Raw genomic sequence first — 12,832 nt, forward strand, 5'->3', positions numbered from 1 at the left:
GACAAGGCGCCTTAGAACGCCATGGGCTCGACTTTGCGGATCCGGGCCTGTTCGATCACTGCTTCCAGCAGCGCCGTATTGTGCTCGGGGTCTTCGCCGGGCTTTTCGAATGACACGTAATTGACCGCGACCGAATTGCCGGCCTCGCTCAGCGTCAGCTGGAAATAGACGGTCACCCCTGGTGGCCTGAGTTCCAGGTCGAGCACGATGCGCGGACTGCCGCTCCAGTCGACATGCGCCTCGCCGCCATGGCCGAGTTTGAGCGTGCCCGGCATGAAGAACAGCTCCACCGCTGAATCGACCAGATCCGAAAGGCAGGCGAAATGCTCCAGCCGGATGAAGGCGATGTAGTCGGCGACATCGATCAATCTCAGTTCGCCGACCACCTGCTCGATGGCGCTGGCGACGATGATCTCGCGGGATTTTGCGTGCGGTTGGCGGTTCATGAAATCTGTCTGCGCTCAGCCTTTTTCGAGTAGACGATCCGCACCAGTTCGGCGACGGCCTGGTAGAATTGCGACGGGATCACATTATCGACCGAAACTTGCTTGTACATGGAGCGCGCGAGCGCCACGTCCTCGAAGATCGGAATGTTGTGCTCCTTGGCGATCTCGCGGATTTTCAACGCCACCAGATCCTGCCCCTTGGCCACCACGAGCGGCGCCGAATCCTCGTCGCGCACATATTTCAACGCGATCGAGAAGTGGGTCGGGTTGGCGATGATCAGCGTCGCGCGCGGCACCGCCGTCATCATCCGCTTGCGCGCGCGGTCGCGTGCCAGCGAGCGCAGCCGCGACTTGACGATCGGATCGCCTTCGGACTGCTTGAACTCGTCCTTCACCTCCTGCTTGGTCATGCGCAGGTCCTGCTTCCAGTGGAAGCGCGACCAGACGATGTCGATCGCCGCGATCAGCCCCATGACGAAGACGATCGCCACCAATATGTCGACCGCGATGCCGCGGATGACGAGGCCGAAAGCGATCGGATTGGTGATCATCCCGGCAAGCAGCTTACGGTGATCCTCCGACAGCGTGAAGGTAAGCACGGCAATGGCGAAGCCGACCTTTGCCAGGGATTTCAGGAACTCGACCCAGCCCTGGGCGCCGAACATCCGGTTCCAGCCCTTGGTGATCGAAATGCGCGAAAGCTGCGGCCTGATCCGCTCGCCGACGAATTGCGGCATGTTCTGGAGCACCGAAGCGCCGATGCCGGCGACGGTCAAAAGCACCAGCAGGCTGACGACGGCGCGGCCCACTTCCAGCATGACGATCTTGTAGAGATCGATGACATCGGTCTCGGTGTTCATCGGCCAGGCCTCGGGCTTCTCGAGGAACATCGACAGGAACATGCCGAGGTTCATGACCGCGTCCTTTGCATAGAAGACGGTGAACACCAGTATGGCGACGAAGGAGGCGAGGATCGCGGTTTCCCTCGAATGGGGCAGCTTGCCCTGTTCGATCGTGTCGCGGACCTTCTTTTCCGTCGCCTCTTCGGTTTTGGAGTCCTTGTCGGCGGCGTCGGACATGCCCTAAGCGGCGTTCTGCGTCGCGGGAAGTTCGAATGCGCCCTCGCGCGACAGCCGGATTGTCGTCGTCACGATGGTCTTGCGTGCCGCCAGTATGTCGGCGGCAGGCACGCCCTCCGAGCCCTGGCCGAGTTCGGCTTCGATCATGCGCCGCGACCGCGCGCCGATCGCCGACAGCACCGCTTCGGCGAGTGCCGCCGACGTGCCGCGCAGCGCCAGCGTGACAAGCTCGGTCGACAGTCCGTCGAACAGGAGCACGCGCGCCTTCTGGGTGAGCAGCGGCAGGTCGTCGAAAGCAAAAAGCCTTGCCCGCACACCGTCGAGGTCGGGCGTGCCGGCGGCTTCCAGGTCCTGCATGACCTCCTCGAGCAGCGGCTTGTCCAGCTCGTTGAGCACGCTGGCGACACGCGCCTGCCCGGCCGACGTGTCCTTGGTCGAGATTTCCGACAGCACGCTGGTGCGCAATCGGTTCTCGACGATCTTGGTGGCGGCGGCCGGAACATTGGCCATCGTCACCATGCGCTTGATGATTTCTCCGCGCATCGGTTTCGTGAGCGTCAAAAGCACGCTCGCCGCTGCCTGCGGTCCCAGCTTCGACAGCACCATGGCAGCCGTCTGTGGATGTTCGCCAGCCAGGAAGGTGCCCAGCCGCGAAGGTTCGAGTTTTTCGAGATCGGGCCAGATCGGAGGCGGCCCTTCAGGCGCCGCCTCCGGCTTCTTGTTGCCCATGATGGCATTCATCTCTTCGGGCGACAGCGATTCGTTGAGGATGGTGTCCATTCTGTCGGCGGAATCGAGCAGGCCGGCACCCTCGGTGAACTCGGCCTCGAACTCGGCGACGATGCGCTCGAGATCGCTCTGCGGAATGGTCCTGAGCAGCCGGGCGCCCTCGATCAGCGCCTTCAGCTCTTCCTGCTTGAAGAATTTCAACAGGCGGCTGGCGGACGGCTTGCCCATCGCCACCAATATGGCGGCCGCCTTCTGCGCGCGCGTCAGGGTCGTCAGCGGCGTCATGCTGCCTCTCGCCTCCGCTGCAATCGGCAAGCCCCGCCAGCCATATCTAGGCGCCCTTCGTGCCGGCGATGATCTCGGTCAGCCTGATGCCGAAACGCGAGGGATCGCTTTCGAGCACCGTGATCTCGCCGCGGGCGATCTTGCGGCCGTTGACCACGACGTCGACCGGTTCGCCGATGCGGCGGTTGAGCGCCACCGTCGAGCCCTTCTGCAGCGCCATCAGATCAGCCACCGCCATCTCGGTGCTGCCGAGGATGATCTGGACATCCACGGGGATGTTCATGATGACATTGGAATTGGCGCCCGCGGCGGCCTTGAACGCCGCGTCCGGGCGTTGCTCCTCCTCATGCAGGACCCCGCGCAATTCCTCGATGGCGCGGTCGAGCTGCTCATCCGGCTGGTCGAGTTCTGCTGCTTCCACTTTGGTCTTGGCCATGAATCGTCTCCAAAAGCTCAGGCGCGCCCGGCACCGGCCGGCATGAGCCCATCGATGAAATCCTGCCCGGCATCGAAAGGATGCCTGATTCGGACGGTGTAATTCTGCCCCAGTTTGCCGAACTCGCATACGAACAGCGTCTGGCCGCGCGCGTTGAGGCGGGCCCGTGATTGCGCCGTTTCGTCGAAGTCGATGACCTGGCCCACTTCGAGATTGGCAAGGTCGCCAAGCGTCAGCCGCGTCAGCGGCATGGTGGCTTCGAGCGCCACCGTCGAACGCATCACCTCTTCCGAAAAACGTGCGCGCCAACTGGTGCCATGATCGTCCTCGACGACGCCGGCGGTGCCGTCGCGGCCGACAAGGACGACACGCTGCGGCAGCGTCACGGTGATGAAGCCGCTGTCGACCGGCGTCGAGATGCCAAGCACGATGCGGATGGCGGCGCCGTCGCGCAGCACATGCCGCTTCGCCTCGGCGCCCGACATCGCTCGCGGCGCGGGCAGCCGCAGGTCGAGCGAGCGCCGCCCCGATCCGTTGAACGCCTGCGCCACCTCCTGGAACACCATGGTCGAAACATCGGCCTCGATCGGCGACAGGTCGCGCTCGATCGGCGATGCCGGCATATCCGGATCGCCGCCAAACAGCGTCGAGACCATGATCGCGATCGCGGCGGCGTCGATAACGAGTGTCATCGCATCCGAGGATGCCGGCGAGCCGACGATGGTCATGGCGAAATTGTCGCCGGCGCGCGAGCGCGCCTCGGGGACGCGGCTGACCTCGACGGCCTTGAGGTCGACGATGACGGGAACGCCGAGCTCGCCCGAAAGACCCTTCTGCAGCAGCGGCACGGCGCGTTCGGCCATGGCGCGGCCGGCGTCGATGACCTGATCAGCCTCGCCGCTGTCGCCGACCAGGCGCTCGATGATCAGCGAGCGCGCTTGCGCGGGGCTGCCTGGGCTGGTCATGGCCGTATCGGCACCGATCTGACGTGCATCGCTCAAGCGGCCTTCTTCTCGGCGCTGCCGGTGTTCATCGTGCTCTGCTCGACGGCGTCGATGGTCGGCCGCTCATAGGACGAGATGGTCTTGCGGCCGAATTCAATCGCCACCTGCGGCAGCGCGCCGTTCATGTAGGCGAGCAGCGTCTGCTTGACGATGATGTAGAGGCGGTTCTTCTTCTCGCGCACCGTCTTGATCTTGGTGGCGACGGGGCCGACCACGGCGTAGGACAGGAAGATGCCGAGGAAGGTGCCGACAAGCGCGGCGCCGATCAGGCCACCCAGGATTTCCGGCGACTGGTCGAGTGCGCCCATCGCCTTGACCACGCCAAGCACGGCGGCGACAATGCCCAGCGCCGGCAGGCCGTCGCCGACCGCGACCAGCGCGTGATAGGCCTTCATCTTGTCGCTCTTGATGGTCTGGATTTCCTCGTCCATCAGCGCCTCGATCTCGTGCGAGCGGGCATTGCCGATGATGATGATGCGGCAGTAGTCGCAGATGAAATTCATCAGATCGTGGTTCTTGAGCACTGTCGGAAAGGCCTGAAAGATGGCTGATTCTTCCGGATTGTCGATATGCGCCTCGACCTCGCTGCGCGATTTCGAGCGCAGCTCGCGCATCAGGCTGTGGAGGACGCCGAGCGTTTCCAGATAATCCTGTTCCTTCGGCACCGCCTGCTTGAAGGCCTCGAGAATGCCCCTGCCGGTATCCTTGACCGTCTTCATCGGGTTGGCGACCAGGAAGGTGCCCAGTGCAGCGCCGCAGATCACCACGGCTTCCCACGGTTGGACCAACACGTGCAGATGCCCGCCCATGGCCATGAAGCCGCCAAGGACGCAGCCGAGCGTCACCACAAGTCCAATCAGAATGCCCACGACAGGTCCTTCCGCATTTCACATCAGGTGCAACGGATAGTCCCCGTGCCTTGTGTGAGGCTTGAATCCGGGCTGCCACGGGACCGAATGTCGGGCGATTCAGTTTCGCGCAAGGAAGTGAGGTTATTGTCGCGACATTAAGCTTCGGCCGGAGGCATGACGTTGCTCAATACCTTTACCAGCTACCAGTTGATCACCAAAGACATCAACAAGTCGATCGACCGCATCGAGCAGCAGCCGACGGTCGATCGCGATACCAAATATTACCTGGCCAACATCACCAAGGTGAAATCGATCGACGATTTCGTCAACAATGACCGGCTGTTCAAATATGCCATGAAAGCCTACGGGCTGGCGGACATGGATTACGCCAAGGCCTTCATGGTCAAGGCGCTCAAGGAAGGCGTTTCCAGCCCCAACAGTTTCGCCAACAAGCTGACCGACAAGCGCTATGCCCAGTTCGTCAGCGCCTTCAACTTCGCCGCCAATGGCGCCGACGCGACGATCTACAACAAGGCGCAGCAGCTGGTGACGAAGAACTACGCCATCCAGGCACAGATCGCCGGCCTCGATCCGAAATCCGATTATGTGAAGGGCGAAACGGCCTACTACCTGGCCAACATCACCAAGGTGAAGTCCGTGGACGACCTGATGTCGAACAGCCGGCTCTACACCTACGCGCTGGCCGCATACGGTCTCGACTCGGCGACCGAGGACAAGACCCTGATCAAGCAGGTCCTGCAGGGTGGCGTGCGCGACCCAAACAGCGTCGCCAACAAGCAGAATAACCCGGCCTACGCGGGACTGGCCTCGGCCCTCAACTTCGAGCAGTACGGCTCGAACGCCACCACCATCAATCCGGCGCAGCAGCCGACCGTCGACAAGTACATGCGCCAGACGCTTGAGGAGGATGCCGGCAAGACCAATGAGGGCGTGCGGCTGGCGCTTTACTTCCAACGCAAGGCGCCCGACATCACCAGCTGGTACGATGTGCTGGCCGATACCGCTCTTGCCAGCGTCGTGCGCACCGCGCTGGGGCTTCCCGATTCCTTCGCCACCGCCGACATCGACAAGCAGGCACAGCTGTTCGAGCAGAAGCTCGACCTCACCGATTTCACCGATCCCGCGAAGCTCAGCAAGTTCCTGACGCGCTTCACCAGCATGTACGAGATCAACAATCCGACCTCGACGGCCGTTTCGTCGGTCAGCGTGCTTTTCGCCCAGCCGGTCGCGGCGGGCATCTCCACCGACCTGATGATGGCCATGCAGAAGTTGAAGTTCTGATCATGCGGGACAGTCTCTACGTCGCCCTTTCCGCGCAGATGGCGCTCGAGCGCCGGCTCGACACGATCGCCGACAATGTCGCCAACGCCAACACCGTCGGCTTTCGCGCCACCGGCGTGAAATTCGAGGATGTGGTCTCGGGCGCCGGCCAGAAATCGGTGTCGTTCGCCTCGTCGGGCAAGACCTATCTTTCGGGTGCCCACGGTTCCCTCGCCGAGACCGGCAATCCGTTCGATTTCGCCATCCAGGGCGACGCCTGGTTCGCCATCGACACACCGGCCGGCACCGTCATGACCCGCGACGGCCGCTTCTCGATGAACGAGAATGGCGAGCTGATGTCGATCGAAGGCCATCCGGTGCTCGACGCCGGCGGCGCGCCGATCCAGCTCGACCCCCGCAACGGCCCGCCCAAGGCCGGCGCCGATGGCTCGCTGCGCCAGAACGACCAGCTTGTCGGCTCGATCGGCCTCTACAATTTCGACCCCGGCGAGAATTTCGTGCGCTACGGCAATTCCGGCATCGTGCCGGCGCGCACCCCCGAGCCGGTCACCGACCGTTCCGATGTCGGTATCGCCCAGGGTTTCGTCGAGGAATCCAACGTCAATCCAGTGCTGGAGATGACCCGGCTGATCATGGTCCAGCGCGCCTTCGAGAACACCGCGGCCCTGATGCGGCAGACGGATTCCTCAACCGACGAGGCGATCAAGACGCTCGGCTCGAAGTCCTAGCATGCCGCTCGACCGGTCCTCCATCCGTGCACCCGAAAGGCAACTCCAGCCGGCGCCCGAGGATCGGCTCGCCGCGCTGGAACGCGTTATCAGGCGTTTCGGCAACACCGACGGGCTGGTCAAGCGTGGCGGACTCGTAACCGAAGTCACGTCCACGCACTACAAGGTGCGCGGCCTTTCCGATTTCGCCAGGCTGGGCGACATCGTCGAGCAGCGCGGCCAGTCCGGCGCGCGCCGCGGCGAGATCGTCAAGATCAGCCGCGACGAGGTCGTCGTCGCTCCCTTCGAACGCTCAGCCGATGCCGGTATCGGCGATGCCGTGTTCCGCCGGGGTCCGCTCGCGGTGGCGCCGCACGATTCATGGCGCGGCCGCGCCATCGACGCGCTCACCCGGGCGATCGATGGCGGTCCGCCGCTGATCAGGGGCGAAGACCTGTCGGGTGGCACCACGACGCCCGGCGCCATGGCGCGGCAGCGTGTCGGCACCGCCTTCATGACCGGCGTCAAGGTCATCGACATCTTCACGCCGCTGTGCTTCGGCCAGCGCATGGGCGTCTTTGCGGGTTCGGGCGTTGGCAAGTCGACGTTGCTCGCCATGCTCGCCGGCGCCGATGCGTTCGACACCGTCGTCGTGGCGCTGATCGGCGAACGCGGCCGCGAGGTCCGTGAATTCCTCGAGGACACGATCGGCGACAGCATGGCCAAGACCGTGGCCGTCGTCGCCACCAGCGACGAGAGCGCCATGATGCGCAGGCGCGCGCCCGATACCGCCATGCGGGTCGCCGAGCACTTTCGCGACCAGGGCCAGCGTGTGCTCCTGGTGCTGGATTCGATCACCCGCTTCGCCCACGCATTGCGCGAGGTGGCGACGGGAACCGGCGAGCCGCCGGTCGCCCGCGGCTATCCCGCCTCGGTTTTCACCGAACTCCCCAAATTGCTCGAGCGCGCCGGACCGGGGGCCGAAGGCAAGGGGTCGATCACCGCCATCATTTCCGTGCTGGTCGACGGTGACGACCACAATGATCCGGTCGCCGATTCCGTGCGCGGCATCCTCGATGGCCATGTCGTGCTCGACCGCGCGATCGCCGAACAGGGCCGCTATCCGCCAGTCAATCCGCTGTCATCCATATCGCGCCTGGCCGGCAAGGCCTGGAGCGTCGAACAGCGCGCTTTGGTGACGCGGCTGAAGTCCATGATCTCGCGCTTCGAGGACACGCGCGACATCCGCCTGCTCGGCGCCTATCAGGGCGGCGCCGACGCTGAACTCGACATCGCCGTGCGCCAGGTGCCGCTGATCTACGAGGCGCTGACGCAATCGCCAAGGGACCGCCCGTCGGCCGATCCGTTCTCCGATCTCGCCCGCCATCTCAAGGGAAAGCTGAATGCCGAATCAGGAGACTGAACGCCAGTACACCGAGCGCATCCTGAACGAGATGATCGCCGAGGCGAACGCCGCCGAGGCGGCTCGGGCCGAGGAAGAGAGAAGTGCCAGGGCAAAGGCCGCCAGCGCCATCGCGGCCAAGACCGCGGCTGTTCTGGCCAGGGCCGTCAAGCCGACCCTGCCCCGATCCGAACCCATGGCTCGGGCTGCCGTGTCCGCCATGCCCGTGGTTCCCCGTGTCAAGGCTGCCGAGATGACCGAGGAAAGCCGCGAATCGCTGATCGACGGCTTGTTTCCCGTCACCGAATGGCCGCAACCACCAAAGGCGCAATTTCCAAAGTTGAGCAAGAAAGCGGACCGGCGAAGCGACTTCGTCATCGCCGCGCTCGGCGTCACGCTCGGCCTGATCTGCGCCCTGTTTCCCTGGTATATCTTCTTCAACCAGGAGCAGTTCGGCGTTCAGGCGATCAAGTTTGGCGGCACCGGCACCAATTCGGGACGCGCGGGTGGCGGCGTGGTGACCTCGCGCAGCGCGCCGCTGACGGCCAAGGACCTTCCCAACACCAGCATCGACCTGCTCGCCACCGGAACGGTGCAGGATGACGCCACTCCGATGCAGCCGCCCGGCGATCAGCCCTTCCCGGCCGATGTCGCGAAATTCCGCATGGTCCACGTCGCCAATGGCCGCGCCATGATCGAGGACGATACCGGCCTGTGGATCGTCCAGCGCGGCTCGCTACTGCCGGATTCGAGCACGGTCTCGTCGATCGAGCAGCGCAACGGCAAGTGGGTCATGCTGACCAGCACCAACCAGGTGATCCAGCTTTCCAGGTAGCGGCTGCCCGCAAGGTCCGCGCAAGACTGGCGGCCTAGTCTTTGGGCACATGCCCGGAGATTCCCATGGAGCCCGTTTCCCTTTTCGATCTCGCCGCCAAGCAAGCGCAATGGCTTTCCGTGCGCCAGTCGGCGATCGCCGGCAACATCGCCAACGCCAACACGCCCGGCTACACGGCAAACGATGTCGAGCCCTTCGAAAAGGTGCTCGACCGCACGGCTGTGTCGCTGCGGACCACCGAGGCCGGCCATCTCGGCAGCGCGGCGACCAATGCCGGCTTCACCATCAAGCCGCAGGAAGATGACGGCGTGGTCCTGCCGTCCAAGAACTCGGTCGTGCTTGAGGACCAGCTTCTCAAGGCCGGCGAGGTGCGCCGCTCCTTCGAGCTCAACACGGCGATCGTCAAGGCCTTCCACTCGATGATGATGATGGCGGTGAAGAGCTGACCATGGACGCACTGACCGCAGCCCTGAAAGTCGCAGCATCCGGCCTCGGCGCCCAGTCCGAGCGCCTGCGCGTGGTTTCGGAAAACCTCGCCAATGCCCAGTCGACCGGCACCACGCCCGGCGCCGACCCGTATCGGCGCAAGACCATCAGCTTCGTCTCGGAGCTCGACCGGGCCTCGGGCAGCTCGACGGTTGAAGTGAACTCGATCGATCGCGATCCGAGTGACTTTCCCGTCGAATTCCAGCCCGGCAACGAGGCCGCCGACGAGAAGGGCTACGTCAAGATGCCCAATGTCAACGTGCTGATCGAAATGGCCGACATGACCGAGGCCAACCGCTCCTACGAGGCCAACCTGCAGGTCGTGAAGCAGGCGCGCGACCTCATTTCAATGACCATCGACCTGATGAGGAACCAATGATCGTGAACGGCATCGGCGCGCTTAACCTGAAGCCCGGGCTGGGCGATACGGCGACCGACCTGCTTCAGGGCGGTGTCGCGCCGGCGATATCAGGCAACCTTGGCACCTCCTTCGCCGAAGCGGTGAGCCAGGCAGCCTCCAAGACCGTCAACACGCTGCAAAATGCCGAACAGGTGTCGCTCCAGGCGCTCAAGGGCGATGCCGACACCCGCCAGGTCGTCGATGCCGTGATGAGCGCCCAGCAGGCGCTTCAGACCGCCGTCGCCATCCGCGACAAGGTCGTTTCGGCCTATCTCGAAGTCAGTCGAATGGGCATTTGAGGAGTTAGGGCATGAAAGCACTTGCCATTGCCGCCACCGGCATGAATGCCCAGCAGACAAATCTGGAAGTCATCGCCAACAACATCGCCAACATCAACACCACCGGCTACAAGCGGGCGCGCGCCGAATTCTCCGACCTGCTCTACCAGGTCGACCGCACGCAAGGCGTGCCCAACCGCTCCAACGCCTCGCTGGTGCCGGAAGGCGTTTCGATCGGTCTCGGCGTCAAGACGACGGCCGTGCGCAACGTGCATACCCAGGGCGAGCTGACGAGCACCGGCAACAGTTTCGACATGGCCCTGACCGGCCGGGGCTGGTTCCAGATCGAGGGCGCCGACGGCGGCACGCTCTACACCCGCGCCGGCGCCTTCAACACCAACGCCACCGGCCAGCTGGTGACGGTGGATGGCGCCAATGTCATTCCGGCCATCACCGTGCCGACCGATGCGGTCGAGGTGATCGTCAACAAGACCGGTCAGGTCTTTGCCCGCATCGACGGCCAGACCAATCTGCAGACTCTCGGCCAGCTCCAGATCGTCAACTTCGCCAACGAGGCGGGACTCGCACCGCTCGGCGACAACCTCTTCCAGGAAACGGCGGCCTCCGGCCCGGCCAACGTCGGTGTGCCCGGCGACCCTGGCTTCGCCACCGTCCAGCAAGGCTATCTCGAGGCTTCCAACGTCGATCCGGTCAAGGAAATCACCGAGCTGATCTCGGCGCAGCGCGCTTATGAGATGAATTCCAAGGTGATCCAGGCCGCCGACGACATGGCCTCGGTCGTCTCCAAGAACATCAGGTAAGGGATGATGGCCATGCCGATCTCCTGCTCCGCATTCCACCGCACCGCGCTGATCCTCGCGCTGGTGTCCGGCGGCATGCCGGCTTTCGCCCAGGAATCGGCAAATCAGTCGGCAACGCAGATCGCCAGCAATCAGCCTGCCGGCGAGGTCGTGCTGATCCCCAACCGCGTCATCTATCCCGGCGAGACCATCGAGCTCGCCGCCCTGAAACAGGTGACCCTCATCCCGGGCAAGCACAAGCCCGATGCGATGGCGACCCGCGCCGAGGAACTTCAGGGCAAGATCGCCAAGCGCACACTGCTGCCTGGACGCTACATCCCGACCGCCGCCATCCGCGAAGCCTGGCTGGTCGAACAGGGTGCCGCCGTGCAGGTGTTCTTCATCGCCGGCGGACTGACGATAACAGCTACCGCGGTGACCTTGCAGCCAGGTTCGGCCGGCGACTTCATCAAGGTTCGCAACAGCGACAGCGGCAAGATCCTCTCCGGCACGGTGATGGCCGACGGGACCATCCAGGTCAGCGCTTCATGATGCGCCTGCTTGCCCTTCTGATCGCGGCCACGCTCGGCCTGCAGCCGGCCCTGGCGGACGGCCTGACGCCCAAGGCCAAGCGTGAACTCGCCGCCAGGAACGGCGGCGTCGACAATGATCCGGAATATGATCCGGCCACCACGACCCGCATGTTCCGCGTTTCGCCCGGGCCAAGCTCGCTGCCGCCCGGCCAGGTCGCCTCGCGCATCAAGGATATCGCTCAGCTGCAAAGTTCGCGCGACAACCAGCTGGTCGGCTACGGCCTGGTCATCGGTCTTGCCGGCTCAGGCGACAGCCTGCGCAATTCGCCGTTCACCGAACAGTCGATCCGCGCGATGCTGGAAAATCTCGGCATCGCCACCGAAGGTGGCAGCGCGCGCGCCAAGAACGTCGCCGCCGTCATCGTCACCGCCAACATGCCGCCCTATGTGCAATCGGGCGCGCGCATCGACATCGACGTCTCCTCGATGGGCGACGCCACCTCGCTTGCCGGCGGCACGCTGATCATGACGCCGCTGAAGGCGGCGGACGGCGAGATCTACGCCGTGGGCCAGGGCGCGGTCATCGTTTCCGGCTTCACCGCCAAGGGTCAGGCCGAGCAATTGACGCAAGGCGTGCCGACCGCCGGCCGGGTGCCGAACGGTGCCATCATCGAGCGTTCGGTGAAGGCCGAGTTCGACGACCAGTCGACACTGACGCTGCAATTGCGCAATCCCGATTTTTCGACCGCGATCCGCATCGCCGACGCGATCAACGACTACACCAGCCAGCGCTTCGGCATGCGCGTGGCGGGCGAGCGCGATTCCCGCACCGTGCAGATCAGAAGGCCGAAGAGCGTTTCGGCCGCGCGCTTCTATGCCGAGATCGAAAACCTGGTGGTCGAATCCGACACCCCGGCCCGCGTCGTCATCGACGAGCGCACCGGCACCATCGTCATCGGCAACGACGTCAAGATCTCGCGCGTCGCCATCAGCCATGGCACGCTGACGGTGCGCATCACCGAAGCGCCGCGCGTCGTGCAGCCCGAACCCTTCTCCAAGGGCGAAACTGCCGTCGAACCCTTCACCGCCATCGACGCCACCCGGCCCGACGCGCGCGTCGCCGTGCTGGACGGACCCGACCTGCAAACTCTGGTCTCCGGCCTGAACCGTCTCGGCGTCAAGCCCGACGGCATCATTGCCATCCTGCAAGGCATCAAGTCGGCCGGCGCCCTGCAAGCCGATCTGGTTCTCCAATAGGC

The 12,832-nt window shown here is 64.3% G+C and carries 16 protein-coding genes; 10 read left to right on the forward strand and 6 right to left on the reverse strand.

Annotation, left to right across the window (positions count from 1 at the left end):
- Nucleotides 1–11: 11 nt before the first annotated feature.
- The 6 genes from AC1DPX_RS19385 to motA are packed head-to-tail and all read right to left on the reverse strand — an operon-like array spanning nt 12 to nt 4,848.
- Nucleotides 12–446: a hypothetical protein gene (locus tag AC1DPX_RS19385; RefSeq protein ID WP_032931512.1), complete on the reverse strand. Its 435-nt coding sequence runs from the start codon at nt 444–446 to the stop codon at nt 12–14.
- Nucleotides 443–1,525, reverse strand: a complete 1,083-nt coding sequence (gene flhB, locus AC1DPX_RS19390; protein WP_477238887.1) for a flagellar biosynthesis protein FlhB — start codon at nt 1,523–1,525, stop codon at nt 443–445. Before flhB ends, AC1DPX_RS19385 begins: the two co-directional genes overlap by 4 nt.
- 3 nt (nt 1,526–1,528) lie before the next feature.
- Nucleotides 1,529–2,539 (reverse strand): flagellar motor switch protein FliG, encoded by a 1,011-nt coding sequence (locus AC1DPX_RS19395; protein WP_477238889.1) that lies wholly within the window; start codon nt 2,537–2,539, stop codon nt 1,529–1,531.
- Between the two features lie 46 nt (nt 2,540–2,585).
- Complete coding sequence (gene fliN, locus AC1DPX_RS19400; RefSeq protein WP_202358087.1) at nt 2,586–2,975, reverse strand: flagellar motor switch protein FliN; 390 nt, start codon at nt 2,973–2,975, stop codon at nt 2,586–2,588.
- Nucleotides 2,976–2,992: 17 nt separating this feature from the next.
- Nucleotides 2,993–3,940 carry a FliM/FliN family flagellar motor switch protein gene (locus tag AC1DPX_RS19405; protein WP_477239431.1) on the reverse strand — a complete coding sequence of 316 codons (948 nt, stop codon included), beginning with the start codon at nt 3,938–3,940 and terminating at the stop codon, nt 2,993–2,995.
- A gap of 32 nt (nt 3,941–3,972) precedes the next feature.
- Entirely contained in the window at nt 3,973–4,848 is an 876-nt protein-coding gene (gene motA, locus AC1DPX_RS19410; protein ID WP_202358086.1) for a flagellar motor stator protein MotA, read from the reverse strand.
- A gap of 162 nt (nt 4,849–5,010) precedes the next feature.
- Here motA and AC1DPX_RS19415 point away from each other — a divergent pair, with 162 nt between their 5' ends.
- From AC1DPX_RS19415 to AC1DPX_RS19460, 10 genes are all read left to right on the forward strand, one after another.
- Nucleotides 5,011–6,132: a DUF1217 domain-containing protein gene (locus tag AC1DPX_RS19415; protein WP_477239433.1), complete on the forward strand. Its 1,122-nt coding sequence runs from the start codon at nt 5,011–5,013 to the stop codon at nt 6,130–6,132.
- A 2-nt stretch (nt 6,133–6,134) separates the two neighbouring features.
- On the forward strand, nt 6,135–6,860 hold the full coding sequence (gene flgF / locus AC1DPX_RS19420) for a flagellar basal-body rod protein FlgF (RefSeq protein WP_202358085.1): 726 nt from the start codon (nt 6,135–6,137) through the stop codon (nt 6,858–6,860).
- 1 nt (nt 6,861) lies between these two features.
- Nucleotides 6,862–8,262 (forward strand): flagellar protein export ATPase FliI, encoded by a 1,401-nt coding sequence (gene fliI / locus AC1DPX_RS19425; RefSeq protein WP_477238891.1) that lies wholly within the window; start codon nt 6,862–6,864, stop codon nt 8,260–8,262.
- Entirely contained in the window at nt 8,243–9,076 is an 834-nt protein-coding gene (locus tag AC1DPX_RS19430) for a hypothetical protein (RefSeq protein WP_477238893.1), read from the forward strand. Before fliI ends, AC1DPX_RS19430 begins: the two co-directional genes overlap by 20 nt.
- A gap of 65 nt (nt 9,077–9,141) precedes the next feature.
- A complete protein-coding gene (gene flgB / locus AC1DPX_RS19435; RefSeq protein ID WP_202358082.1) occupies nt 9,142–9,522 on the forward strand; it encodes a flagellar basal body rod protein FlgB in 381 nt (126 codons plus the stop codon).
- Nucleotides 9,523–9,524: 2 nt separating this feature from the next.
- Nucleotides 9,525–9,941, forward strand: a complete 417-nt coding sequence (flgC, locus tag AC1DPX_RS19440; RefSeq protein ID WP_027060084.1) for a flagellar basal body rod protein FlgC — start codon at nt 9,525–9,527, stop codon at nt 9,939–9,941.
- A complete protein-coding gene (gene fliE, locus AC1DPX_RS19445; protein WP_202358081.1) occupies nt 9,938–10,261 on the forward strand; it encodes a flagellar hook-basal body complex protein FliE in 324 nt (107 codons plus the stop codon). Before flgC ends, fliE begins: the two co-directional genes overlap by 4 nt.
- 11 nt (nt 10,262–10,272) lie before the next feature.
- Nucleotides 10,273–11,061 (forward strand): flagellar basal-body rod protein FlgG, encoded by a 789-nt coding sequence (flgG, locus tag AC1DPX_RS19450; RefSeq protein ID WP_202358080.1) that lies wholly within the window; start codon nt 10,273–10,275, stop codon nt 11,059–11,061.
- 6 nt (nt 11,062–11,067) lie between these two features.
- The gene (flgA, locus tag AC1DPX_RS19455) at nt 11,068–11,592 is read left to right on the forward strand and encodes a flagellar basal body P-ring formation chaperone FlgA (protein ID WP_477238895.1); all 525 of its coding nucleotides are present in this window, start codon (nt 11,068–11,070) and stop codon (nt 11,590–11,592) included.
- Nucleotides 11,589–12,830: a flagellar basal body P-ring protein FlgI gene (locus tag AC1DPX_RS19460; protein WP_477238897.1), complete on the forward strand. Its 1,242-nt coding sequence runs from the start codon at nt 11,589–11,591 to the stop codon at nt 12,828–12,830. The genes flgA and AC1DPX_RS19460 overlap by 4 nt, the downstream gene beginning before the upstream one ends.
- The last annotated feature ends 2 nt before the right edge of the window (nt 12,831–12,832 follow it).

Source organism: Mesorhizobium sp. 01N446 (assembly GCF_056399285.1).